A 23317-nucleotide genomic window follows, 5' to 3' on the forward strand; every position below is an offset into this window, starting at 1 on the left:
CTCCCTATCGTCGCCGCAGGTCGATCAGCGCCGGGTCGGCGGAGGGTGCCGCGTCCTCCCCGCGCACGTGGGCGCGCAGGAAGGCGACGACCAGGTCCGTGAAGGCGCGGCGTGCCTCGGCGGGGTCGGTCTCGGGCGGCAGGTCGAGGAACGCGCGGGCCGCGGTCGGGTCGACCGGGTCCGCGACGGCGAAGTGGTTGGCGCCCCGCACGACGGCGAGCAGGTCGCGCGGATCGCGCAGCGCCTCGGTGAAGGTGCGGGTGACGGGGTCGGACGGCGCGTCCTGCCCGTACCGGTCGGAGCTGCCCAGGATGACGCCGTCGCGCGTGCCGACGCCGAGCAGCACCGGGCAGTCGGCCTGCGCCGGCAGGACGGTCCCGGCGGGCCAGCCGAGCATGGTGGCGACCATGGTGTGCGTCCCGTAGGCGAAGCAGGCCCGGACGCCGGGGACGAACCGGGCGGACTGCAGCACCACGGTGCCGCCCGCCGAGTGCCCGCCGAGCGCGATGCGGGTCGGGTCGAGCGACCCCTTGAGCAGCTCGATCTCGTTCAGCGCGGCCAGGACGGCGGGTATGGCGGGGCAGGTCGGCCGCGTGCCGTAGGCGTCGGGCCGGGCGGCGTCCAGGTCGACGCCGGGGGTGAGGCCGTACCGGCCGCCGAACAGCTCGGCGACCCGGTCGAACGTCACGACGACGAACCCGGCCTCCGCGATGGCGGCGGCCAGCGGGCGGTAGGCGGCCTGCTCGACGTTCACCCCGGAGCAGAACACGACCACCGGGTAGGGCGCGCCGCTCGGGTCGGCCGGGAACTCGCCCGACAGCCGCTCGGCGTCGGTGCCCTCCGCGCGGGCCGGGTAGTACACCTTGAGGTGCGCGGTGCCGAACGGCGCGGGGCCGCCGGTGTCCGCCGACCACCACAGCGACCGGACCATCGTGCCCGTGGCCGGGGGCTTCTCCGGGGCGGTGGTCATGGCCGGGGCAGCTTCCGGTCGCCGCCCCACAGGGCGCGGACGAGGCGGTCGGTCATCTCCGGGCCGAAGTACCGGACGCCCATCACGTTCGCCGGGTCGCGCTCGGCGATGTTGCGGCGGGTCGCGAGGTCGGTGGCGGCGAGCGCGTCGCGTTCGGCGGCGGGGACGGGCTCGGCCTCGTCCACCCAGCCGAGCCAGCGGTCCACGTGCTCGGTGAGCAGCCGCTCCACCAGGTCGATGTTCTCCTCCTCGCGAGGGAAGGAGTGGCAGTGGGCGGTGGGCGACAGGCTCGCCCGGATGAACCCCGCGCGGCTCGTGAACCATTCGAGCTGCGGGTTCTGCTCCCGGACCGTCAGCCAGTCCTCGTTGAGGGGCTCGTAGTAGGCGTCGTAGTACGCGCCGTCCGCGAGCAGGTTGGTGCGGGGCACCGAATCGACGTAGAACCAGCCCTCCGGCCACACCAGCAGCGCGATGCCGAGGTGCGGCACCCGGATCTGCGGGCCGAGCCACACCGTCAGGTGCAGGTTGGCGAACCCGGCGGTCGGGTTGCCGAGCCACGAGTGGACCATCCAGTCGACCTCGGGCCCGCTGTAGGCGGCCAGGCGCCCGCCGGGGCTCTCCGGCGGGTTCCCGTACGACTCCAGGTCCTCGGTGGACGGGTCGCGCGCCAGCTCGAACCGCGCGTCGATCCGGGCCTTGAGCCGGTCCAGGATGGCGCCGAACCGGTGGAAGGTGTCGGTGACGTCGACGGTGGGGGACTCGTCCACCATCTGCTCGACGTGCTGCAGGGTCTCCTTCAACGGCTGGGTCTCCTTCAACGGCGTTCTCCGCTCGCTTCTTCGGCCAGTGCGGCGACCGCGTGCGCGGGGCGCCCGCCGACCAGGTCGGTGTTCTTGGACACGAGCCGGTTCACGGCCTGCGCGGGATGGACGGCGGCCACGGTGACCGGCCCGGTCGCGCGGGTGACCAGGGGGTGGCTGATGCGGCCCTCGAAGGGGCCCGTCCAGGACGTCCACAGGGTGAAGTCGGCGGGCAGCGCGAGGATCACGCCGTCGTCCGGCCCGGCGGCGACGATGTTCAGCCGGTTCTCGGCGGCGCGCTCCGGCAGGCCGAGCGCGATCTCCCACTCCTCGGCGGGGGTGAACGGGACCGCGACGGCGTCGGCGTCGGCGATGGCCGCGAGCCGGAACACCTCGGGGTAGAGGGCGTCGTCGCCGGTGACGAGCGCGAGCCGGCCCCAGGGGAGGGTGAAGACGGCGAGCCGCTCGCCGTACTCGGCGGCCCAGCCGGAGTGCCGGACGCAGGCGTGCAGCTGGGGTTGGCTCCCGGCGAGGCCGCCGGCGTTCACCAGGTAGGCGGTGTGCGCGGCGCCCGCACGCACGCTGGTCACCGCGTGCGCGGTGGTGCCGGCGAGCGCGGCGGCGAGGGCGGAGACGACGGCGCCGGGGTCGGCGTCCGCGCCGAACGCCAGCTCCGGGAGGACGATCAGCTCTGCGCCCGCGAGCGCCGCGTCGCGCACCGCACCGGGTGAGCGGACGACGGCGGCGGCCACCTTCGCGTCGCCGGGCGGCGCTGCGCGGGGGCGCGGCGCCGCGACGATCGGCGCGTACAGCCGCGGCCTGCGGGCGGCGAACAGGTCGGTGCCGTCCGGGCGGGTCTTGTCGTCGGCGAGCGCGGGGTCGATGTCGGCGACGACGACGGCCTCGCCGGTCCGCGGCCCCTTCGCGACGACCGTGCCGTCCGGGGCGACGATCTGGCTCTCGCCCGCCCCGTCCAGCAGTCCGGCCGGGACGCCGAGCCGTTCGGCGATGGCGGGCAGCAGCTCGGCCGGCAGCAGCGGGCCGACCTTGTTGGCCGCCACCACCCACGCCTTGTTCTCGGCCGCGCGGACGGGGACGTGCAGCGCGGCCTCATCGGTGGCGAACGAGTTGAGGCTGTTCAGCAGCACCTGCGTCCCGCGCACGGCCAGGTCGCGGGGGACGTCGCTGGTGACGCCCTCCATGCACGCGTACATGCCGAGCCGGCCGTGCGGGGTGGCGATCACGGGCCCGGCGGCGGTGCCGGGGTCGAGGTGGTCGCCCTCGGCGCCCATCAGCGTGAGCTTGTCGGAGCGGCCGAGCAGGGCGCCGTCCGGCCCGTAGAGCAGGTTGCCCACGGTGACCCGGCCGCCCTCGGTCAGGGTGACGTTGACCTTGATGTGCGCGCGGTGCGCGACGGCCCGCTCCCGGATCGCGGTGAGGAACGGCCCGTCCGGGGTGCAGGCGTACCGGACGGCTTCCGCTTTGTCCGCGTACCAGGACAGCCGGTTGCAGAACTCCGGCAGCACGATGATGCTCGCACCCTCGGCCGCGGCGCGGTCGATCAGGCGCAGGCAGGCGGCGAGGTTGCCGGGCACGTCCCGGCCGGTCGCGAACTGCACGGCGGCCACGCGGACCGGACCCATCCGGCCTCCCGGTTCCTCTAGCGAAACGCTGTTTCCATGACACTACAATCGCGGTCCCGGGACCGCCAGAGCCCGCGGGCGGAAACTTCCCGCTCACGGGCCCTGGCGGTCGCTGGTAAGGGGCCGTTCCGGGGGGTGTGGGGGGTCGGCCCCCTACCGGTGACCGGGCTTAGGAGGCGCCGGTGAGGGTCTGGATCCGGCCCGCGCCCAGTTGCGCCTGGTAGTAGGAGCCGCCGGGCAGGTACGCGGCGGTCTGCGTGCCCCGGAAGGCGTCCGTGGCCCAGGCGACCGCGAACGTCTGCAGGACCGCGATGTTCTCCGCCTTCGGCGTCCCGCAGGCGATCGTTCCCACGGTGTCGGTGCTCGCGCCCTCGGCGTCGGTGTGCGCGCCGCCGGTCAGCCGGACGCCGACGAACGGCGCGTGCATCCTGGCCTGCACCGCGTCGGTGCCGCTGCCGCTGTTGTTGCAGGTGCCGTCCGGCGCGGAGATCGTGCGGACCATGCGGCCGGTGCCGTCGACCGCCCGCAGTCCGGTGTCGAGGTTGCTTCCGAGGAACGACTTCACCGGGTCGAGCAGGACGAGGCCGCGCACCCGGGCCCACCCCGCCGCGCTGTCGGTGCGCAGGCGCCCGGCCACGTAGCTGACGGCCTCGCCGCCCGCCGAATGCCCGGAGAGGACGAGGGAGCCGGGTAGCGTGAGGCCGGGCCGTCCCGCCTGCGTCTTGGCCTTGGTGAAGCTGCGGCCGAGCTTGTCGTTCGGGTCGCCCATCTTGGCGAACAGGTCGGCGACGTTGCCGAGGAAGTCGGTGTTGTTGCCGATGTTCTGCAGCGTGCAGCCGAACAGGTTGGCGCTGGGCAGGCTCGGCGCGAAGACCAGGTACCCGGCCGTCGCGTACTTGGACGCGAGGTCGGCGACGTTCCCGTTGGAGCGGGCGAAGCCGTGCTGCAGCCACACGAGGCCCTGCGGGGAGCCGGAGGGGAAGTACCAGTCGGCGTTCTGGTTCAGTGTCGTGAACGCGCAGCGGATCTCGACGGTGGTCTGGACGCGGGTGACCGCGGCCTGTGCGGGGGCCACGGGGCCGAGGGCGGTCAAGGCGAGGGCGGCGGCGCCGGCCGCGGCCAGGGTCCGGACGACACGTACGGGGCGCATGCAGTCTCCGAGGGGGCGGGGGTCTGTTTCGGACACCGAAACAGAGTTTCCATTATGGACCTCTCCATTAAGCACGCCGGGACGGGCGAAGGCAATGGCCCGGTGCCGCGAATCGGCGGCGCGGCTCCCCGGCGGAGGTCAGGAGGGGTAGGCGCCCGCGCCCATTCCGGCGCCGCCCGCGCGGAACGCGGCCGGGGCGTGGATCGCGCACGTCTGCGCGTACTCCAGCAGGCCCTCGGTGCCGTACTCGCGGCCGTGCCCGCTGCGCTTCACTCCGCCGAACGGCGCGCGCAGCGCCATCCCGGTGCGGTTGTGGGTGTTGACGAAGGTGAAGCCCGCGTCGAAGCGGCGGGCGAACGCGAACGCCCGGTCCTCGTCGGCGGACCAGACCGACGCGCCGAGGCCGAGGTCGCCCGCGTTGGCGCGCGCGACCACCTCGTCCTCGTCGTCGTAGGCCAGCAGCGGCACGACCGGGCCGAACTGCTCGTCGGCGACCACCCGCGCGTCGTCGGCCACGTCCGTGACCAGGGCGGGCCGGACGAAGTAGCCGCGGTCCAGGTCGGCCGCGACGGCGCCCAGCTCGGTGACGGTGCCGCCGCACCGCCGCGCGTCGGAGACCAGCGCCCGGACGCGGTCCGCCGCCGCGCCCGAGATGACCGGGCCGACCGTGGTCGCGGCGTCGAGGGGATCGCCGAGCACGAGCGTCCGCCCGGCCGCCGCCAGGTAGGCGGCGCGGAACTCGGCCAGCCGCGGCCGCGGGACGTAGAGGCGCTTGGCGGCCATGCAGACCTGGCCCGCGGTGGCGAACGACGCCATCACCAGCCGGTCCATCGCCGCGTCCGAGAGGTCCGCGTCGTCGAGCAGCACGACCGGGTCGTTGCCGCCGAGTTCGAGCAGCGTCGGCGTGATCGCCTTGGCGGCGGCCGTCCCGATGGCGCGGCCCGCCTCGGCGCCGCCGGTGAACGCGACGCGGTGCACGCGGGGGTGGCCGGCGAGCGCCCGCGCCGTCCCGGCATGGCCGTGCACGACCCGCACGAGCCCACGCGGGAACGCCCCCATGGCCTGGGTGACCGCCAGCGGCGCGAGCGGCGACGGCTTGACCACCACCGTGTTGCCCGCCGCCAGCGCGGGACCGACCTTCAGCAGGGTGAGGATGACGGGCGCGTTCCACGGGGTGATGGCCGCGACGACCCCGTAGGGCCGGTGCCGCAGGACGAGCCGCCCGGCGGCGTCGTCGGTCTCGCGGTCCGCGAACACCGCGGGCGCCCGCTCCGCCGCCCAGCGCAGGTAGGCGGCGGCGAACCGCAGCTCCCCGGCGCAGTCGGCGCGCGGCTTGCCGGACTCGCGGGCCAGCAGCTCCGCGACGCCGGGCATCGCGTCGAGCGCGTCGGCGGCCGTCAGCAGCGCGGCGGCCCGGTCCGCGGCCGGGACGCGGCTCCAGTCGCGCTGCGCGGACTCGGCCGCCCGCACGACCCGGTCGACCTCGGCCTCGTCCGAGACCGGGACCCGGCCGACGATCTCGTCCGCGCGGGCCGGGTTCTCCCGGACGATCTCACCGGCCGTCAAGCGACGTCCCGCAGGGAGGCGATCATCGACGTGCGCAGCAGGTACCGGCGCGCCTCGGCGGGGTCTGCGGCCAGCCGGCGCAGCTCGTCCCGGTACCCGTCCGGGTCGCGCATCCGCTCCCAGTTGGCGTGGGTCAGCCGGCCGACGAACGACCGCGCGACGTCGCGGCGCGCCTCGGCGGCGGCGTCGAGCGCGGACTCCGGCCCGCCCGCCAGGACGTCCGCGAGCGCGCCCGCCAGCAGGACGGCGTCGTGGATGCCGCTGTTCATGCCCATGCCGCCGAGCGGATTGTTGACGTGCGCCGCGTCCCCGGCCAGCAGCACCCGGCCCGTCCGGAACGTCGCGGCGATGCGCTGGTGGACGCGGTACAGGCTGGCGTGCGCGACGTCCCAGGGGGCGTCGGCGACCCCGCGCAGCCGCTCGGGGAGCCGCGCCAGCTCCTCGGCGTCGGGGGTGCCCTCCGGGGTGGGGAACAGGACCCGCCAGTGGTCCGGGGTGCGCAGCAGCACCAGCCACTCGCCGGGGTCGAAGACGTAGTTCACCGCGGCGATGCCGGGCAGCAGGTCCTCGACGGCGGTCCGGGTGGAGGCGACCAGGAACCGCTCCGGGTAGGTCATGCCCTCGAAGGCGATGCCGAGATCCTGCCGCACCGCCGAGCCGGCGCCGTCCGCGCCGATCAGCCAGCCGCCGCGCACCCGCTCGCCGGCGGACGTCGTCACCGTCACGCCGCCGGGTTCCGGCTCGACCGTGCGCACGGCCGCGCCGAACCGCACCTCGCCGCCCGCCTGGACGAGGTGGTCGCGCAGGATCGGGGTGAGCTTGCCCTGCTCGCACTGGACGCGGAACGGGTACGGCGTGTCGCCCGCCAGCACCGACAGGTCCAGCTCGGCGACGACGCCGCCGCGCCGCTCCCGGTACTGGAAGGTCCGGGAGACGAGGCCGCGCTCCAGCAGCGGGCCGAGGACGCCGAGCCCGTCCAGCATCTCCAGCGACGGCGGATGGAAGGTGGACGCACGCGACTCCGCGGCGAGTTCCGGCTCCGCCTCCAGCACGGTGACCGGGACGCCGCGGCGTGCCAGCGCGAGTGCCGCGGTGAGCCCGACCGGCCCGGCCCCGGCCACCAGCACAGGCTCCAGCACGGGCTCCATCACGGCTCCCGGGAGTGCAGGGCGAACCCGTCCTCCACGCCGACGACCCGCGGGTTGGTGAAGAACCGCAGGGTCTCCGCCGTGCCCTCCTCGCCCAGCCCGGACGCGCCCCACGCGGGACGGGGCGCGAACAGGTGCAGGCTCAGCACGCTGGACCCGTTGACCTTCACCTCCCCGGCGCGGACGCGCCGCGCCACGGCGAGCGCCGCGTCCTCGTCGGTGCCGGCCACGTACCCTTCCAGCCCGTACGCGGTGCCGTTGGCCAGGGCAACGGCCTCGTCCAGCGTCCGGTAGGGGTGGACGGTGGCGACGGGACCGAAGATCTCCTCGGTGGCGTCGCCGGGGTCCACGCCCGTGACGAGCGCGGGCGCCAGGTAGTTGCCCTCGTCCGGCACCTTGGTGGTGGACAGGATCCGCCCGCCGAGCGCGTCCCGCCGGCCGGCGACCAGGTCGCGGTGCCGCGAGTGCACCAGCGGGCCGAGGTCGGTGGCCTCGTCCAGCGGCGGGCCCGCGCGCAGCGCCGCGAGCCGCTCGCCGATCGCGTCCAGCAGCGCGTCCCGCAGCGCCTCGGGCACGATGAGCCTGCCGAGCGCCCGGCACCACTGGCCGTTGAGCGTGGTGAGCAGGTCCACGGCGGTCCGCGCGGCGCGGCCGATGTCGGCGTCCGGCATGACGATCAGCGGATTGTCGCCGCCGAGCTCCAGCTGGACGGGCTTGATCCCGGCGGCGCAGGCGGCGGCGACCGCCCGGCCGCCCGCGGCGCCGCCGGTGAACGACACCGCGCGGATCCGCGGGTCGGCGGTCAGCCGCGCGCCGGTCTCCCCGGTGCCGTGGACGAGCTGGAAGACCCCGCCGGGCACGCCCCCGTCCGCGAGGACGGCGGCGGCGACCTCGGCGAACCGCTGCGCCCCGTACGGCGCGTACTCGCTGGGCTTGAGGACGGCGGGGCAGCCCGCGGCGAGCGCGTTGGCCACCTTGTGCGCGGCCATCGGCGCGGGCGCGTTCCACGGGACCAGGCACAGCGCCGGCCCCCACGGCAGCCGCCGCACCTCGGCCGCCCGGCCGTCCTCGCGGGTGAAGGACGTCGCCAGCCCGCCGCCGCGCAGCTGCTCGGCCGCCAGCCGGAACGACCCGGACACGATGACGCCGAGCGGGGCCGCCTGCCGGATCGGGACGCCGGTGGCCGCCGCCTCCAGGGCGGCGATCTCGCCGGTCACCGGTTCGAGTGCGGCGGCGACGGCGTCCAGCAGGTCGGCGCGCTCGGCGGCGGGGCGCGCGGCCCAGCCGTCCGCCGCCTCGCCGGCCGCGGCCAGCGCCCGCTCCACCCGCTCGCCGCCGGTGACGGGGGCGGGTCCGAGCTCCGCGCCGGTCGCCGGGTCCTCCAGGACGGGCCCGGCACCGGGCGCGGCGGCCCACAGCCCGGCCACCAGATCCCGGTGCGGGGCTCGTTGCGGGGCGGTCACCGCTGGACGCTCGCGAACAGCTCGTTCTCCTTGTGCTCCGTGATGACCTGCGCCGCTTCGAGCCGGCCGCGCTCGGCCGGGAAGGTCATCACCAGCCCCATCGCGAGGTCGCGCATCGCGCGCCCGATCACCCCGTCCATCGTGGCGGCGGAGGTGCCGCACGCCTTGAACGCGCCCATGACGACCTGGAAGCACGCCTCGGTGATGTCGCCCTTGGCGATCCGCCACTGCCGGTAGACATCGCTCTTCGGCAGCAGCGGCGGCTCGGAGGTCTCCAGCTCCAGCTGCCGGCGGATCCACAGGTAGGCCGTCTCCAGCCGCTCGGTCATGTCCCCGATGATCACCTGGTGCATCGGCGAGGACGCGATCGGCCGGCCGGAGTCGGCGAAGGTCCGCCGGGTGAGCCGCTCCACGGCGAAGTCGTAGGCGTTCTGCGTCGCGCCCAGGTAGCAGGCCGCGATGGCGAGCTGGTTGCCGACGAAGCTGCCGCGGCTCATCCGCAGCATCCGCACGAACGCGCCGGGGACGGTCAGCGCCTCCTCCGCCGGGATGAACACGTCGGTGAGCGTCACGCCGTGGTTGTTGGAGGCCCGCATCCCGAGACCGTTCCACGGCTCGCGGGAGACGACGCCGGGCGCCTCGCGCGGCACCAGGAACAGCGCCAGCCCGTCCGCGTCGGTGGTGCCGTCGAGCCGGGCGGTCACCAGGTAGGTGTCGGCGACGCCGGTCGCGCAGCCGAACGACTTCACGCCGTTGAGCAGCCAGCCGCCCTCGGCGGGGGACGCGGTGGTCGCGATCGCGATGTTGGCGCTGGAGGACTTGACCTCCTCGCTCGCGAAGTTCGCCATCCACGTCCCGGTGGCCATCCGGTTCAGCACCTTCTCGGCGAACGCCCGCACGGGCTTGACCTCGTCGCCCTCGAACAGCCCGGCGTCGATGGCCTCCAGCGGCAGCAGCCCGCGCGAGGCGCTGGTGTTGTGGAAGAAGTACGACAGCGCGGTGGACGGGCAGGCCGTGCCCATCGCGTAGGTGGCGGCGGCCAGGTCGCGCAGGCCGCCGCCGAGCCCGCCGTACTCGGCGGGCACCACGAGGCCGAGCAGCCCGGCGTCGCGCAGCAGCGCCACGTGCCCGGACGGGAACTCGGCGGCGGCGTCCGCCGCCGCGGCGGCCTCGCGCAGCCGCGGCAGCACGGCCTCCACGCGCTCCGCCCGCTCCCGCTCGGCGTCGGTCATCTGCTCCACGAGCCGTGCGCCGGTCGGCGTCCTCGGCTGGGTCATCGGCTGCATTCCCTTCCAACTGGTCAGGAGGCGGCCCGGTAGGTGCGGCCCGGCAGGGCCGACCCCCACAGCGCCTCCAGGTCCGCGGCGGCGGCCACCAGGGCGGCCCTGTCGATCGGGGTGGCGACGTCGAGCCGGCCGGCCAGGTACAGCAGGTCCTCGGCGCACAGGCCGCCGTCGATACCGCCGAGCGTCACGTCGAAGCTCCGCACGCCGCTCTTCATCGCGGTCAGCGCGTTGGCGAGGCCGAGCCCGTACGCCTCGCGCAGCCGCACCCGCAGCGGCACCGGCCGGGCCCGCGCCACCGCCTCCTGCAGCACGTGGCGGACGAGCAGCGGCGAGGCGGCCGTCGCGCCCTCGTCGAGCGCGATCTCGGCGCATCCGGCGGCGGCGAGCCGGTCGACCGCGGCGAGCACGGCGGCCTCGCGGGCGGGGGCGAAGACGTCGCTCACCCGGCCGACCACCGCCAGGCCGCGGGCGCGGGCCGCCTCGATCAGCCGGGGCGCGGCCGGCCCGTCCACGATCTCGGCCGTCACCGGCGAGTCGCGGGGGACGTGCGCGAGGGCCGCCGCGTCCTCGACCAGGGTCGACCAGGACCGGCCGGAGTCCGCCGCGCCGTTGAGGTGCGGGCCGGGCGGCACCGGAGTGCGGACGCGGACGCCCGCCGCGCGGACCGACTCCAGCAGCCGGGCGGCGCCGGCCCGGGTGACGCGGGCGGGTGCGCTGCCGGAGGCGGTGAGCCGGCGGTGCAGCGCGGCGGCGAGCCCGGTGTCGGCGATCGTCACCTCGTCCGGCAGCGGGTCGGCCAGCTGGCCCCAGGCGCGGGAGTGGAACAGCAGCGGTGCTGTGCGCCGCCGCGTCTCGGCGGTGAGCACCTCGCCGACGAAGATGGTGTGGTCGCCGCCCGGGTACGCGTGGGCCACCCGGCAGTCGAGCCAGGCGAGCGCCTCCGCCAGCACGGGCGCGCCGCCGGGGGCGGGGGTCCAGGTGCCGCGCGCGAACCGGTCGCCGGTCTCGCGCCCGGCGAACCGGTGGCCGATGTGCGCCTGGTCCTTGCCGAGGACGCTGACCGCGAAGACGCCGCTGCGCTCGACGAGCGCGTGCGTGTGGATGTCGCGGGCCAGGCAGACCAGGACGAGGGGCGGGTCGAGGCTGACGCTGCAGAACGAGCCGGCGGTCATGCCGTGCCAGCCGTCCCCGGAGGTGGTGGTGACCACGGCGACGCCGGTCGGCCACTGGCCGAGCACCGAACGGAAGGTCTGTGCGTCGACCGCCACGGCACCGTGCCCTTCGTTTCGCTAACGGAAACACCGTCCCACTCACGGTAACGACGGTGCGGAGCGGGTGTCAACGCCCCCGGCGGTGACAAGTGTTCCGGCAAGGGAAACGCGATGGCCTAGACTTCGGCTGAACCCACCCCGTCGGAAGGAACCGCCGTGTCGCGTAACGCGACCTCCCGGAGCGTCTCCGCGCCCGCCGCCGAGGAGGGCGAGGGGCAGAGCCGGTCGATCGCCGCCGTCGAGCGCGCGATGGACGTCCTGCTGCTGTTCGGCCGCAGCGGCCGGCCGGACCTCGGGGTGACCGAGATCGCCACCGAGCTCGGGCTGACCAAGGCCGCCGTGCACCGCATCCTCACCGCGCTGCGCAGCCGCGACTTGATCGCCGTCGACCCGGTGACCCGCCGGTACGCGCTCGGGCACGCCGCGATCGCGCTCGGCCGCGCCTACCTCGCCCGGATGGACCTGCGCGCCCTCGCGGCGCCGGAGCTGCGCCGCCTCGCCCAGCAGCTCGGGGAGACCGCCACCCTGTCGATCCGCCGCGGCGACACCCGGCTCTACGTGGACCAGGTCGTGCCGCCGCACGAGCTCCGGGTCGAGGTCAGCCTCGGCATCCCGTACCCGCTGCACGCGGGCAGCTCGTCCAAGGCGATCCTGGCCTTCCTGGACGAGGCCGAGGTCGGCGCGCTGCTCGGCCGGCACGGGCTGGAGGCGCTGACCGACCGGACGATCGTGGACGAGGACCGCCTGCGCAAGGAGCTCGCCGCGATCCGCAAGCGCGGCTACGCCTCGTCCCAGGGCGAGCGCCAGGAGGGCACGGCCTCGGTCGCCGCGCCGGTCTTCGACCACGACGGCCGGGTGATCGCGGCGCTCTCCGTGGCCGGCCCGCAGACCCGGTTCCGGCCCCGGCTGGCCGAGTGCGCGCCGCCGGTGATGGAGGCCGCGGCGCGCGTCTCCGGGAAGCTCGGCCACGGCGGCGGCTGACCCGCCGCTCACCTCGCGGGCCGGCCCCGCGTCACAGGTCGGCGCCGGGCTTGAGCACGCCGAGGACGGCGGCGCCCAGGACCGACGCCCAGATGCCGAACACGTACGGCAGGCAGCCGTCCACGGCGCGCTTCAGCGTCCGCTCCACTTCCGGGGTGGAGCCGCCGCTCATCAGCGCGCCGAACGCGGGCCCGAAGGGGCGCAGCGTGAGCCGGATGCCGAGCCCGCAGGCGATGGCGGCGGTGTAGAGGGCGATCTTGCCGCCGAGCCAGCGCGGGTCGGTGGTGACGCCGAACGGCCGGTCGGCGAGCAGCGTGTAGGCGGACACGGCGGCGAGCGCGGCGACCAGCCCGATCCGGACCGCCCAGTCGGCGCGGCGCACCCACGGGAAGCGCCCGTGCGTGCGGTGGTCGGCGATCGTGGCGGCGAGCCAGCCCAGGGCCAGCAGCCAGACGAGCACGACCTGCCACCAGCCGAAGAGGGGCATGCCGAACAGCTCGGCGCCGTGCGGGTCCAGCGCCATGAGCGTGACGCCGCTCGGCAGGAACAGCACGAGGCAGATCTTCGGGCCGAGGTCGAGCCCGCTCATCACGCTGAGCGCGGTGGCGCGGGCGGCGGGGGTCAGGTCGGGCTTGAGGACGTACCGGCTGGAGTAGAAGACGCCGAGGTCACCGCCCAGCCAGAAGACGAAGAGCACCAGGTGCAGCAGGATCCACCAGCCGTGCGCGTGCGCTCCCACGGCACCTCCCCATATGGAAACACTGTTTCAACGTGGGGAACGGTAACACGAGAGGTGGAACGGCGGATCAGGCCGCCGCGGTGCGCGCCCGGCGGCCCGCCAGCTCGGCGAAGACGACGAGGCGGTAGGCGGCGGAGAACTTCGGATGGCAGGTGGTGAGCGTGAGCATCGCCTTGCGCGGCCTGCGCCCCGGCTTGCCCGGCACCGGCGCGGTCACGTCGGTCCGGCTCGGCCGCACCACGATGCGCCGCGTCACGCGGTAGACGAACGTCGTGGCGGCGGTGTCGATGAGGATCTCGTCGCCGCGGGCCAGCTCGCCGTTGCGCTCGAACGGCCCGCCGTAGGTGGTGCGGTGGCCCGCGATCGCCATGTTGCCGACCTGGCCCGGCTCGGCCGTCCCCGGGTAGTGCCCGGGGCCCCGGCGCAGGTCGGCCGTCCCCACGCCCTCCACCACCGCGTACCGGTAGGACGGCCCGAACTTCGGGACGCGGATCAGCGCGTACGCCTCCCCGGCGGCGGGCGCGGCGGCCGCGCTCGCGCCCCCGCCCACGCGCTGCGGCCCGGCCGCCGCGAGCCTGCGCGTCTGGGTCGCGTTCCAGCGCCGTTCCAGCTCGCTGTGCAGGTCGCCCTGCTCCCGGTGGGTGTACTGGCCGGTGCCCCAGGCCAGGTAGCCGACGAACATGGCGAGGACGAGGCCGGCCGTCATCGACAGCTCCGCCAGGCTCCGCAGCACCGTGCGCATGGTCGGAAACCGTAACCCTTCGGTAGGGAAACGGCGATCCCCTCAGTGAAACGATTGGGTTGCCGCCCGCTCACGGGCCTTGACAGCGCCGCTCCGGTGCGGTTTCGCTATGTCCGTCCTGCGAAACTTTGTTTCCCGATGAGAAACAAAGCTGCGCATGGCCGGGAGTGAGGAGCAGCGGCAGATGAGACGCACACGCACGGCCCTGCGCGGAGCCGCGGCGGTGATCACCGCGGCGGGCGCCGTCGCGGCTCCCGCGATGCAGGCGGGCACCGCGTACGCCGCCACCGGACAGGTCCCCTACCAGTGCCAGATCTTCGGTTCCGTGTTCGACTACGACGCGACCGTGACGATCACCGCGCCCGCCTCGGCCGGCGCCGGGGACACGGTGACCGTCGAGGCCGACTTCTCCGACATGCCCGGTGTGGCGCCGCTGCCGGTCAACTCCTGGGTCACGTCCGGCACGCTCGCCGTCTCCGGCGCGCAGTCCGGGTCCGTGCCGATCAGCGCGCCGAAGCGGACCGGGCCGATCCCCGCCTACGGCGAGCTCCCGATCGGCAAGGTCTCCGGCGAACTCACCCTCACCGGCTCCGGCCAGGTGCGGATCGCCCCCGCCGGGCTGACGGTCGTCGCCGAGGCCGGGGCGCAGGCCACCATCGCCTGCACGCCCAAGAGCACCCCCGGGCACCTCGCGACGATCGACGTCACCGCGGGCGGGCCGGGCGCGTCGGTCAGCCCCCCGAACGTCGTCCAGGGCGGCACCGTCACCCTTACCGGCTCGGGCTGGCAGCCGGGCGCTGTAGAGGTGGCGCTCTGCGACGCCGCCGGGGCCGCGTGCATGCCGGACGACCTGACCGCCGTGACCGCGTCCGCCGATGCCGCCGGGAAGCTCACCGGCTCAGTGACCATCGCCGAGGCCGCCGCGCCGGGCCCCCGCACGATCGTCGTCGCGCAGGGCGAGGCGAGCACGCGCGTGCCGCTGACCGTCACCGAGAAGACGCCGCCGCCGACCGGCGCGTGCGCGGACGAGGACCCGGACCGGTGCGGCGAGCAGCAGATCAACCTCACCGTCAACGGCGGCCCGCTCACCATGTCCCGCGAGGCGGGCGAGGTGGAGCTCACCCCGGTCACCCTGAACGGCACCGAGCAGTCCGCCACCGGCTCGCTCAAGCGGGTCGAGGTCATCGACGCGCGCGGCGGCACCGCCGGCTGGTCGCTCACCGGCACCCTCACCGACTTCACCTCGTCCGCCGGCACGAAGATCCCGGCCGGGAACCTCTCCTGGACGCCGGCCTGCACCGCCGCGCCCGGCGCCAGCGCCGTCACCCCCGGCAGCGCGGGACCGCTCGACACCACCACCGCCGCGACGCTGTGCACCGCGCCCGGCGGCACCGGCCAGGTCGTCGGCGGGACGTTCTCCGCAGGGGCCGGCCTCAACCTCACCGTCCCGCCGCTCACGGGCGCCGGGCGCTACACCGCCGTCCTCACCCTCACCCTGTCCTGACCGCCCGGCCGCACGAGGTGATCGATGAGTCCCCTGCTCCGGATCGCCGCCGCCGCGGCGGCGGCGGGCCTGGCCGCGGTGACCGCCGTGCCCGGCGCCGCCGCCGCGGCGCCCGGCCCCGCGACGGGGAACGGCGCATGGTCGGTGGGACCCGCGAACCGCAGCGCCGCCCCGGCGGCACGCCCCTTCTTCTCGTTCGAGGCCCCCGCCGGCGCCACCGTCCGGGACGTCGTCCGCATCACCAACCTCACCGAGGCGCCCATCTCCTTCAAGGTGTACGGGACCGACGCCTACAACACCCCCCGCGACGCCGGGTTCGCGCTGCGCTCGGCCGAGGAGACGTCCAGCGACGTCGGCGCCTGGATCTCGCTGAAGGCCGCGTCGCCGAAGATCCCCGGCGGTAAGGCCAGGGAGATCCCCTTCACGCTGAAGGTCCCCGGCAACGCGACGCCCGGCGAGCACATCGGCGGGATCGTCGCGCTGAACACGGCCGTCGAGAGCGTCCAGGAGAGCGGCGGCGCCCGCGTCGGCATCCGGCGCGCCGTCGGCGCCCGCGTGTACCTGCGGGTCACCGGCCCGCTGACGCCCGGCATGCGCGCCGACGGGCTCGGCGTCGCCCGCACCGAGCCGCTCGTCCCGTTCGTGCGGAGCGGGCGCGGGACGGTCCGCTACACCATCGTCAACACCGGCAACCAGCGGATCTCCCCGACCGCCCGCGTCCGGGCCACCGGCGTGTTCGGCCGCGAGGTCAAGCGGTGGCCCGACCGGCGCATCCCGGAGATCCTGCCCGGCGAGCGGACCGAGATCACGCTGCCCTGGGACGGCCCGCCCGCCCTCGACCGGGTCACCGTGCGGGTCGAGCTGACCGCCGCGGGCGGCATCGACGTCCGCACGCAGACCCGGTTCACGGCGGTGCCCTGGGCGGCGCTGCTCGTCCTCGCGGGCACCGTGTTCGTGGTGTGGTCCGTCCTGCCCCGGCTGATCCGCCGCTGGCGGGAACGGGCGGGGCTGACCTCCGGTGAGACGGGGGTGTTCATGTGAGGCTCCGAACGATCGCCGTGCTGCTCGCCGCCGCCGCGGCGGTGGCCGTCCAGCCCGCGGTGTCCGCGCCTGTCTCGGCCGCGCCCGCCTCGGCCGCGCCCGCCCGTGCGGCCGAGCCCGGGGTGAGCGTGGAGCCCGGCGCCGCCGCCGCGGGCACGACCGCCCTGGTGCGCGGCAGCTCCTGGACGCCGGGCGCGACCGTGCAGGTCCAGGTCTGCGGCGCGAACGCGGTGCACGGCTCGGCCGACTGCGACACCGAGCGCGCCGTCACCGCGATGGTCGCCCCGGCCGGGACGTTCGAGGCGGGCCTCACCGTGGGCGCGCCGCCCGTCGCGTGCCCCTGCGTCGTCCGGGTCGGCACCCTGCCCGGCGGGACGGGCCCGGCCGCGACCGCGACGGCGCGGTTCACCGTCGAGGGGCACCCCGTCGAGCGGATCGTCCGGGACGTCGTGCCCGTCCGCGCCGACGTCGTCGGCCTGGACGTCGTCGGCGGCGGGGACCGCGCCGAGCTGTTCGGCGGCAGGCCGCGCCGGACCCTGCTGCTCCGGATCCGCAACTCGGGCGCCGAACCCATCGAGAACGCCCCGCTGGTCGTCGGCTGGGGCGCCGAGGACACCCCCGACAGCCCGCTCGACGCGCCGCGGACCGGTACCCTGCAACCCGGCCAGACCGCCACGTACCGGATCCCGGTGGAGCTGCCGCCGGCGGCCTTCGGGCAGTTCGTGGTCGGCGGGCGGTACGCCGGGTCCGTCCCGTTCGAGACGACGTTCAGCACCTACCCCTGGGGCCTGCTCGGCGCGAACCTGCTGGCCGCGCTGCTCCTGCTGTTCGGCATCCGGCTGGCGCTCGGCCGCTGGGCGGCGGAGCGCCGCCGCAGGCGCCGCCGCGCGGCGGCGGCGCCCGTCCACCACCCGGTGGCGCCGAGCGCCGCCCCGGCGGTGGAGCTCACCGACGTGCTCGGCTACCTGGACTCGGTGGCGCCGTCGCCGAGCGGCGCGTACGTGGTCGACCGCGCCGAGCTGATCGGCTACCTGGAACGGCGCAGCGGCGAGGTCCTCGAACCCGTCGACGCCGAGGCGCTGGACCGGTTCCTCGCCCCGCCGAGGGGAGAGGCGGTATGACGCTCCCGCTCCCGCCCGTCACCGACCCCGCCCCTCCCCGCGTCGCCGGGCCGATCGTGCTGGCCGTCGCCGGACCACTGGCGGGCGGGACGGTGCTGCTGCTCACCGACGCGCTCGGCGGCGTGGTGAAGGTCCCCGGCGACGTGGTCACCTACATGGCGCTCACGGGCCTGCTGCTCGCCTGCGCGGCGCTTTTCCCGCTGCTGTGGACGGCCGGGCGGCGGCGCCCCGGCCGGGCGGCGGCGGTGTGCGGCGCGCTGGCCGGGCTCACCGTCGCGCTGGCGGGGCTCGTCCCGGCCGTCCCCGTCTTCGCCACCGCGCTGATGGTGGCGGGCGCCCTCGCGGGGCCGCTGCTCGCCGTGCCGAGGGCGCACGCCGCCCGGTCGGCCGGTCGGCCCGCGCTCGGGCAGGCCGCCGCGCTCGCGGGCCTCGCCGCCGCGGCCTGGATCGCGGTGTTCCGGTCCGCCGAGCCCGGGTCGGCGCTGCTGATCGCGGGCTGCTGCGCCGCCGCGCTCGCCGCCGCGGCCGCCCTGCTCCTGCGCGAGGCGCCCGCGGAGGCCGGCCGGCCCGTCGCGCGGGTACGGGACGTGGCCCGCCTCCCCGAGGTCAAGGCGTCCCTCCCCGTGTACCTGCTCGCCGGCTGGGTGGTGGGGGCGCCGCTCATGGGCGGGCTGCACCTGCTCACCTTCCGCTGGAACCTGATCGGGGACGAACCCGTCCGGCACCTGGCGTGGGCGCTGCTCCCGGCCGTCGCGCTCGTCGTCCTCGGCCGCCGCACGGCCGGGACGCCGCAGACCGTCCCGTGGCTGCTGCTCGCGGGCGCAGCCGCGCCGGTCCTGATGGCGAGCGCCCCCGGCCCGGCCGCGCTCGCGGCCGGGTTCGCCGTCGCCCTGCCCGCCGCGTGCCTGGCCGTCGCCGCCCTCGACGCCGCAGTGCTCCGGCCGCTGCCAGAACCGCGCCTTCTGGCAGCGGCCGGTCTCACCGGGATCGCGGCGGCGGTCGGCGGTCTCGCCGGTCTCGGCTGCGCGGCGATCCTGCGCGGGCTGCTCGCCGAAGGGTCCGCGCTGACGCTGACGGCACTGCCGCCGATCCTCGGCGCGCTGCTGGCGCTGCGCGTGCGCGGCCCCGGCAGCGCGCAGCCGCCGCCGTTCCTCGACGTCCGGGACCTGTCGGTCACCCGCGGCCCGGTCCGGCTGAGCCGGGTGCGGCTGCGGATGGCGGCGGGCGAGATCGTCGCGCTGTCCGGCCCCGGCGCGGGCACGCTCGCCGCCGCCCTCGCCGGCGGGACGCCCTGCAAGGGCAGGATCGTGCTGGGCGGCGCCGACCTGACCGCGCTCGACGCCGGGCAGCGCATGGCGCTGGGCCTGTGCCACCACGCGGGCCCCGAACCGCGTGCTCCCGGGGAGGCGCCGGTCGCGGCGGGGCTGGCCGGGCACGCCCGCGCGATGGGCCACACCGACCCCGAGGCCGCCGCGCACTCCGTCCTGGACGTCTTCCCCTCGCTCCGCAAACTGGGCGGTGAACCCGCGGGGACGCTTCCCGCCGCGCCGAAGGCGCTGCTCTCGCTCGCCGAGGCGCTGCTCACCCGGCCCCGGCTCCTGCTGCTGGACGGCATCGCGGGCGGCCCGGGCGCCACCGCCGCGCACGCCGTGCTGCGCCGGCTCGCCGCCGCCGGCACCGCCGTGGTCGTCGCCGGACCGGCCACCCCGGAGATCCTCGCGCTCGTCCACCGCGCCTACACCGTCGAGCCCGGCCGCGTCGCGGAGGTCCCCGTCCCGGCGCACGACGAACCGCACCCGCCGGCCGTGGCCGCCAGCACCGGAGGTCCCGTCCCGTGATCCGCATCGTGCTCGCCGCGCTGGCGCTCGTCCCGGCCGCCCCGGCCGCCCCGGCCGGGACGGCCGCGCCGCCCGCGCCCGAGCTGCACGTCAGCCGCTCCGCCGACCTCACCCCCGGCGAGACGATCACCGTTACCGGGACCGGGTTCCGGCCCGGCCTGAAGGCGGTCGCCGTCGGGCTCTGCCGGGAGGGCTACACCAACGGGCTCAAGGACTGCGACCTCGGTGGCGGCGCGACCTTCGTCAACATCGACGCGCACGGGGCGCTGCCCAAGGTCACGCTCAAGGCCCGTCCCGAGTTCAGCGGCATCGACTGCATGACCCGCCAGTGCGTCATCGGCGCCGGGCCGCTGCCGGGCACCGTGCCGGACGCCGTCTACGACACCAACACCGCGGTCGTCCACGTGGGCTTCAAGGGCTCGTCGTTCAAGGGCGGCACCGCCGTGCGGACCTCCGCGGCGCCCGCCGCCGCGGACGAGCCGGGCACCGGAGGCCCCTCGACACCGCTCTGGGCCGCCACCGTCGCGCTCCTCGTCCTCGCCGGGGGAGTCGTCACCGTAGTCCAACGCCGCAGCAGACAACTATAAGGAGCAAGCCGTGACCGGAGACAGAATCATCCGAGGGGGGGCGACCCCCCGCACCCCCCGGACCGGCTCCGCCGGATTCGGGAGGCGTGCCGGCGCCGTGGCCGCGCTGGCCGGGGCCTGCGTCCTGGCGTTCGCGCCGCCCGCGCTGGCCGCACCGCAGATCAACGCGAGCAAGACCACCGGGCTCAAGGTCGGCGACACGATCACCGTCCAGGTGACCGGCATGAGCCCCAACGAGACCTTCGTGACGCTGGGCCAGTGCAAGCCCGGACCCAAGCTCCCCAACGACTGCGCGGGGCAGGACACCGGGGGCGCGATCCTCGGGGCCACCGACGCCCAGGGCAACTTCGTGACCAAGGACGGCTCCAAGGACGCCAAGATCAAGCTCGTCGCCGAGGCGGGCGGCGCCGACTGCACCGCCAAGGCCGGCGCCTGCGTCCTGGCCGTCACCGCCCCCGGCAACCAGGGCCCGAACACCGCCGAGATCCCGCTCACCTTCACCGGCGGCGGAGGCGGCGGTGGCGGTGGCGGCGACGATGACGGCTCCGGCGGCGGCACGGGCGACGGCACCGGCTCGGGCGGCGGTGGCGGCGGCACCACCGGCGGCGGCGACCTCCCGAACACCGGCAGCCCGGACGGCCTGCCCACCTACGCCATGATCGCCTCAGCACTGGTGATGGCCGGCGGCGCAGCCCTGCTGATCATCCCCCGCCGCCGCCGCGACCACTCCTGACCCGCCCCCGAGTTCGTTGACTTGCGGCGTGTTGTTGTTATGACGAGCCGGATAACAACAACACGCCGCAAGTCAACGGTCCCCCCGCCGACGACAAGGTTGAGCGGAGGCGTGCGGGGGTGGGCTCCCTGGCCGGCTAGCTCACGGGAGGTTGAACCGGCCGTCCCGTACCTCGGCCATGAACGCCGTCCAGGTGCGCACGGTGAAGGTGAGGTGCCCGGCGTCCGGGTCCTTGCTGTCGCGCACTGCGACGTTCGCCATCAGGTCGGCTACCTCGACGCAGTCTCCAGTCCCCCCGCTGTAGCTGCTTGTCCGCCACTTCACCGTGGTCGGGTTTGGTCGCATGCGCGCTCCTTCCTGCGGCTAAATCGTATCTGCCGCAAGAGCGCGTATGAGGTCCTGACTGTCTCTGGGGGACAGCGCCGCCGCGCGGAGGCGGTCGAAGGCGTCTGCGTAGGTCTCCAACTCGTGCGACGTTTCCAGGATCAATGCGCTGTTCATGGTCTCGATGTAGACCGCTCCCGTCTGCTCCTCGGCCGGGAAGCTGTACAGCGAGAAGGAGCCGACCATGGCCGGATGCTCTCCGGCGGCGAACGGGAGGACCTGCACCACCACGTTGAGTCTGTCTCGCTCTTCGATCAGGCTTTCCAGTTGTGCAGCCATGATCGCGTGGCTCCCCACTACTTGCCGGATCGCTCCTTCGTTGACCACGACCCACAGTTGCGGGGCCTCCCTCTCTTTGAGGAGTGCCTGACGAGCAAGCCGTACCTCCACCCGCTCGTCGATGACCTCCTGAGGGTCGGTAGGGCGGGCCGCGCGGATCACGGCGCGTGCGTAGTCATGTGTCTGGAGCAGGCCCGGGATGAGCGCCTGCTGGTAGGTGCGGATCAGCGAGGCGTCGGTCTCGATGCCGATCATGGTCCGGGTTTCGGTCGGCAGCGATGCGCTGTACGACTCCCACCAACCTCGTTCCTTTGCCCTGCGGGCCATCTCCACCAGGCGGTGTATCTGCTGCGGGTCGTCCACGCCGTAGAGGTCGAGAAGCCTGCGGACGTCGGTGGTACTGATCCCGATCTGCCGATTTTCGATTCGAGACAGCTTTGAGCCTTGCCAGCCCAGTTGAGCGACCACGTCCGTGATCGACATCTGGGCATCTGTCCGTATTCGTCGCAGTTCCGCCGCAAGACGGCGTCGCCTCATGGTCGGAGACCCGGCCACGATCACTCCAATCAGCAATTTGTTCTTCGTGAGCATATTGCACGACAGTCGCAATGAGTGCATGCTGTCTGACGCAGCGTCTCGACGCGAGGACGGGTGACGCGGGAGAGCAAGCGGCCCCGGACCGACGCTGGAACGTCGGGGAATCCGGGGCCTAGCCCGACTGGAAGGAGTCGGACCAATGACAGATGGTACGGGCAACCCCTTGGAAGCGTTGGCGGCGGAGCATGCGCGGCCGGGTCTTCGGGCTGAGGTTCACGGCGGGACACCGCCGGCGGCGGGGGCGGACGCCGCGGCCGAGGGGAAGCTGGAGCGGCTGAGGATTCTCGTCCGGCTGATGACGGACTTGCGCGCGCTCGGGCGTGGGTCTTGGCTGGCTCTTCCGGTCACGGGAGAACCGGTTCTGTACGTCCGGGTCCGTTCGGGCGCCCGCCAGATGGCGGTTCTGGGCGTGCAGGACGGCGGCGGCTGGTCGTACCTGTGGGACGGCGGCCAGAAGGCCGCGGCGGACGGCACGCTCATCGCGGCGCGGCAGATCGCGTCGGTGGACCGGTGATCGTCTGGGACGGAGTGCACACCGAGCGCATGTGCTCAGGCGGGGTCCTGGACGTGCGGGAGGTCCGGGCGCGGGTGCAGCGGACCCTGACCGGTGCGCTCGCGGGCAGCGTGGACGGCTTCGACCTGGACGACGTGGACCTGATGGTCAGCGAGATCGCCACGAATGCGGTCCGCCATAGCGCCAGCGGCAGGCGCGGCGGCGGGGTATGGGTGACGGTGCTGGTCTCGCGCGAACGCCTACGAGTGGAGATCCAGGACGATGGCGGCTCGGCGGGGCGTCCGCGAATCCCGGCACAGGGTGCGGGCTGGGACGAGCATGGGCGGGGGCTGCTCGTGGTGAACGGGCTGGCGGACCGGTGGGGGACGCTGCCGGGCGGCGACGGCCGGTTCACGGTGTGGTTCGAGGTGACGCGATGAGCAGGAAGGAATCAGCGGTACGGGTGCTGCGGGGTCGATGGGCCAAGCGGGCGCGGCGGAGCGGGGGGCATCGTGAGTCCGGAGGGGAAGGACCTGATCGCCAATGGCCCGATGACCTGTTCCCAGAGCCGTACCCCCGGGCGGTGTTCCTGTTCGGTGGATCGGGGCCGGGGGCGCGCAAGGCTTTGGAGCTTTTCCCACGAGAGGCCGGGGCATGGCGGGCACTGGCGGAGATGGAGGCGACGCGGGCGCGCGTGTGGCTGGGGCATGGCCGGGTGTGGGACGCGGGGGTGTGTGCCGGACGGGCGCAGGCGTACCGGGCGGCGGCCGAGCACGTGGAAGAGGTGCTGATCGAGGCGCTTGAGCTGTGGGACGAGTACGAGCGACAAGCCGGTGAAGGCGGGCATTGACCGGTGGCGGCACTACCGGTGGCGGTGACCTGCCGAACACCGGCAGCCCGGACGGTCTGCCCACCTACGCCATGATCGCCTCAGCGCTGGTGATGGCCGGCGGAGCCGCCCTCCTGATCCTGTCTCTTATA

The 23317-nt window shown here is 75.0% G+C and carries 22 protein-coding genes; 9 read left to right on the forward strand and 13 right to left on the reverse strand.

Annotation, left to right across the window (positions count from 1 at the left end; genetic code table 11):
• Window positions 1–4: 4 nt before the first annotated feature.
• The 9 genes from E1200_RS05910 to E1200_RS05950 all read right to left on the reverse strand — a co-directional run bounded on the left by E1200_RS05910 (window position 5) and on the right by E1200_RS05950 (window position 11294).
• Window positions 5–970, reverse strand: a complete 966-nt coding sequence (locus tag E1200_RS05910) for a dienelactone hydrolase family protein (protein ID WP_243708363.1) — start codon at window positions 968–970, stop codon at window positions 5–7.
• Window positions 967–1770, reverse strand: a complete 804-nt coding sequence (locus tag E1200_RS05915) for an oxidoreductase (RefSeq protein WP_131950770.1) — start codon at window positions 1768–1770, stop codon at window positions 967–969. Before E1200_RS05915 ends, E1200_RS05910 begins: the two co-directional genes overlap by 4 nt.
• Before the next feature lie 14 nt (window positions 1771–1784).
• Window positions 1785–3413, reverse strand: a complete 1629-nt coding sequence (locus E1200_RS05920; RefSeq protein WP_131950771.1) for a nitrilase-related carbon-nitrogen hydrolase — start codon at window positions 3411–3413, stop codon at window positions 1785–1787.
• 169 nt (window positions 3414–3582) lie between these two features.
• Window positions 3583–4563, reverse strand: coding sequence for an alpha/beta hydrolase (locus E1200_RS05925; RefSeq protein ID WP_131950772.1), 981 nt, complete (start codon window positions 4561–4563; stop codon window positions 3583–3585).
• Between the two features lie 138 nt (window positions 4564–4701).
• Complete coding sequence (locus E1200_RS05930; RefSeq protein WP_243708364.1) at window positions 4702–6129, reverse strand: aldehyde dehydrogenase family protein; 1428 nt, start codon at window positions 6127–6129, stop codon at window positions 4702–4704.
• Entirely contained in the window at window positions 6126–7277 is a 1152-nt protein-coding gene (locus tag E1200_RS05935) for an FAD-dependent oxidoreductase (protein ID WP_243708365.1), read from the reverse strand. Before E1200_RS05935 ends, E1200_RS05930 begins: the two co-directional genes overlap by 4 nt.
• Complete coding sequence (locus E1200_RS05940) at window positions 7277–8740, reverse strand: aldehyde dehydrogenase family protein (RefSeq protein WP_131950773.1); 1464 nt, start codon at window positions 8738–8740, stop codon at window positions 7277–7279. The genes E1200_RS05935 and E1200_RS05940 overlap by 1 nt, the downstream gene beginning before the upstream one ends.
• Window positions 8737–10017 carry an acyl-CoA dehydrogenase family protein gene (locus tag E1200_RS05945; protein ID WP_207933201.1) on the reverse strand — a complete coding sequence of 427 codons (1281 nt, stop codon included), beginning with the start codon at window positions 10015–10017 and terminating at the stop codon, window positions 8737–8739. Before E1200_RS05945 ends, E1200_RS05940 begins: the two co-directional genes overlap by 4 nt.
• A gap of 23 nt (window positions 10018–10040) precedes the next feature.
• Window positions 10041–11294, reverse strand: a complete 1254-nt coding sequence (locus E1200_RS05950; RefSeq protein WP_131950774.1) for a flavin reductase — start codon at window positions 11292–11294, stop codon at window positions 10041–10043.
• Between the two features lie 159 nt (window positions 11295–11453).
• Between E1200_RS05950 and E1200_RS05955 the strand changes: the two genes are divergently transcribed.
• Window positions 11454–12278, forward strand: a complete 825-nt coding sequence (locus E1200_RS05955; protein ID WP_243708366.1) for an IclR family transcriptional regulator — start codon at window positions 11454–11456, stop codon at window positions 12276–12278.
• 31 nt (window positions 12279–12309) lie between these two features.
• Here E1200_RS05955 and E1200_RS05960 read toward each other — a convergent pair whose 3' ends face one another.
• Both E1200_RS05960 and E1200_RS05965 read right to left on the reverse strand, forming a co-directional pair.
• Window positions 12310–13017 carry a hypothetical protein gene (locus E1200_RS05960; RefSeq protein WP_131950775.1) on the reverse strand — a complete coding sequence of 236 codons (708 nt, stop codon included), beginning with the start codon at window positions 13015–13017 and terminating at the stop codon, window positions 12310–12312.
• A 67-nt stretch (window positions 13018–13084) separates the two neighbouring features.
• A complete protein-coding gene (locus tag E1200_RS05965) occupies window positions 13085–13759 on the reverse strand; it encodes a class E sortase (RefSeq protein ID WP_131950776.1) in 675 nt (224 codons plus the stop codon).
• 184 nt (window positions 13760–13943) lie between these two features.
• On the opposite strand from E1200_RS05965, the gene E1200_RS05970 reads away from it, so the two are divergent.
• From E1200_RS05970 to E1200_RS05995, 6 genes are read left to right on the forward strand one after another with little or no spacing between them, the layout of a single operon-like run.
• Entirely contained in the window at window positions 13944–15263 is a 1320-nt protein-coding gene (locus tag E1200_RS05970; RefSeq protein WP_131950777.1) for a WxL domain-containing protein, read from the forward strand.
• Between the two features lie 24 nt (window positions 15264–15287).
• The gene (locus tag E1200_RS05975) at window positions 15288–16304 is read left to right on the forward strand and encodes a DUF916 domain-containing protein (RefSeq protein WP_131950778.1); all 1017 of its coding nucleotides are present in this window, start codon (window positions 15288–15290) and stop codon (window positions 16302–16304) included.
• Window positions 16301–17425: a hypothetical protein gene (locus E1200_RS05980; RefSeq protein WP_131950779.1), complete on the forward strand. Its 1125-nt coding sequence runs from the start codon at window positions 16301–16303 to the stop codon at window positions 17423–17425. The genes E1200_RS05975 and E1200_RS05980 overlap by 4 nt, the downstream gene beginning before the upstream one ends.
• Window positions 17422–19263, forward strand: a complete 1842-nt coding sequence (locus E1200_RS05985; protein WP_131950780.1) for a hypothetical protein — start codon at window positions 17422–17424, stop codon at window positions 19261–19263. The genes E1200_RS05980 and E1200_RS05985 overlap by 4 nt, the downstream gene beginning before the upstream one ends.
• Entirely contained in the window at window positions 19260–19850 is a 591-nt protein-coding gene (locus E1200_RS05990; protein ID WP_131950781.1) for a neocarzinostatin apoprotein domain-containing protein, read from the forward strand. The genes E1200_RS05985 and E1200_RS05990 overlap by 4 nt, the downstream gene beginning before the upstream one ends.
• Before the next feature lie 10 nt (window positions 19851–19860).
• Window positions 19861–20583, forward strand: coding sequence for a neocarzinostatin apoprotein domain-containing protein (locus E1200_RS05995; RefSeq protein ID WP_131950782.1), 723 nt, complete (start codon window positions 19861–19863; stop codon window positions 20581–20583).
• 141 nt (window positions 20584–20724) lie between these two features.
• Here E1200_RS05995 and E1200_RS06000 read toward each other — a convergent pair whose 3' ends face one another.
• The gene (locus tag E1200_RS06000) at window positions 20725–20928 is read right to left on the reverse strand and encodes a DUF397 domain-containing protein (protein ID WP_131950783.1); all 204 of its coding nucleotides are present in this window, start codon (window positions 20926–20928) and stop codon (window positions 20725–20727) included.
• Between the two features lie 18 nt (window positions 20929–20946).
• A complete protein-coding gene (locus E1200_RS06005) occupies window positions 20947–21837 on the reverse strand; it encodes a helix-turn-helix transcriptional regulator (protein ID WP_165950213.1) in 891 nt (296 codons plus the stop codon).
• 516 nt (window positions 21838–22353) lie between these two features.
• Here E1200_RS06005 and E1200_RS06010 point away from each other — a divergent pair.
• Window positions 22354–22776 (forward strand): ATP-binding protein, encoded by a 423-nt coding sequence (locus E1200_RS06010; RefSeq protein ID WP_207933202.1) that lies wholly within the window; start codon window positions 22354–22356, stop codon window positions 22774–22776.
• A gap of 143 nt (window positions 22777–22919) precedes the next feature.
• The gene (locus tag E1200_RS06015; RefSeq protein WP_131950785.1) at window positions 22920–23186 is read left to right on the forward strand and encodes a hypothetical protein; all 267 of its coding nucleotides are present in this window, start codon (window positions 22920–22922) and stop codon (window positions 23184–23186) included.
• Window positions 23187–23317: the final 131 nt, after the last annotated feature.

The sequence above is a fragment of the Actinomadura sp. GC306 genome, assembly GCF_004348665.1.
Classification (GTDB): domain Bacteria; phylum Actinomycetota; class Actinomycetes; order Streptosporangiales; family Streptosporangiaceae; genus Spirillospora.

Bases quoted from the DNA above. Each gene is read 5' to 3' on its own strand.
- E1200_RS05985 (WP_131950780.1), top strand. From the start codon at position 17,422: ATGACGCTCCCGCTCCCGCCCGTCACCGACCCCGCCCCTCCCCGCGTC.
- E1200_RS05925 (WP_131950772.1), bottom strand. From the start codon at position 4,563: ATGCGCCCCGTACGTGTCGTCCGGACCCTGGCCGCGGCCGGCGCCGCC.
- E1200_RS05975 (WP_131950778.1), top strand. From the start codon at position 15,288: ATGAGTCCCCTGCTCCGGATCGCCGCCGCCGCGGCGGCGGCGGGCCTG.
- E1200_RS05965 (WP_131950776.1), bottom strand. From the start codon at position 13,759: ATGCGCACGGTGCTGCGGAGCCTGGCGGAGCTGTCGATGACGGCCGGC.
- E1200_RS06000 (WP_131950783.1), bottom strand. From the start codon at position 20,928: ATGCGACCAAACCCGACCACGGTGAAGTGGCGGACAAGCAGCTACAGC.
- E1200_RS06005 (WP_165950213.1), bottom strand. From the start codon at position 21,837: ATGCTCACGAAGAACAAATTGCTGATTGGAGTGATCGTGGCCGGGTCT.
- E1200_RS05970 (WP_131950777.1), top strand. From the start codon at position 13,944: ATGAGACGCACACGCACGGCCCTGCGCGGAGCCGCGGCGGTGATCACC.
- E1200_RS05920 (WP_131950771.1), bottom strand. From the start codon at position 3,413: ATGGGTCCGGTCCGCGTGGCCGCCGTGCAGTTCGCGACCGGCCGGGAC.
- E1200_RS05935 (WP_243708365.1), bottom strand. From the start codon at position 7,277: ATGGAGCCCGTGCTGGAGCCTGTGCTGGTGGCCGGGGCCGGGCCGGTC.
- E1200_RS05945 (WP_207933201.1), bottom strand. From the start codon at position 10,017: ATGACCCAGCCGAGGACGCCGACCGGCGCACGGCTCGTGGAGCAGATG.
- E1200_RS05910 (WP_243708363.1), bottom strand. From the start codon at position 970: ATGACCACCGCCCCGGAGAAGCCCCCGGCCACGGGCACGATGGTCCGG.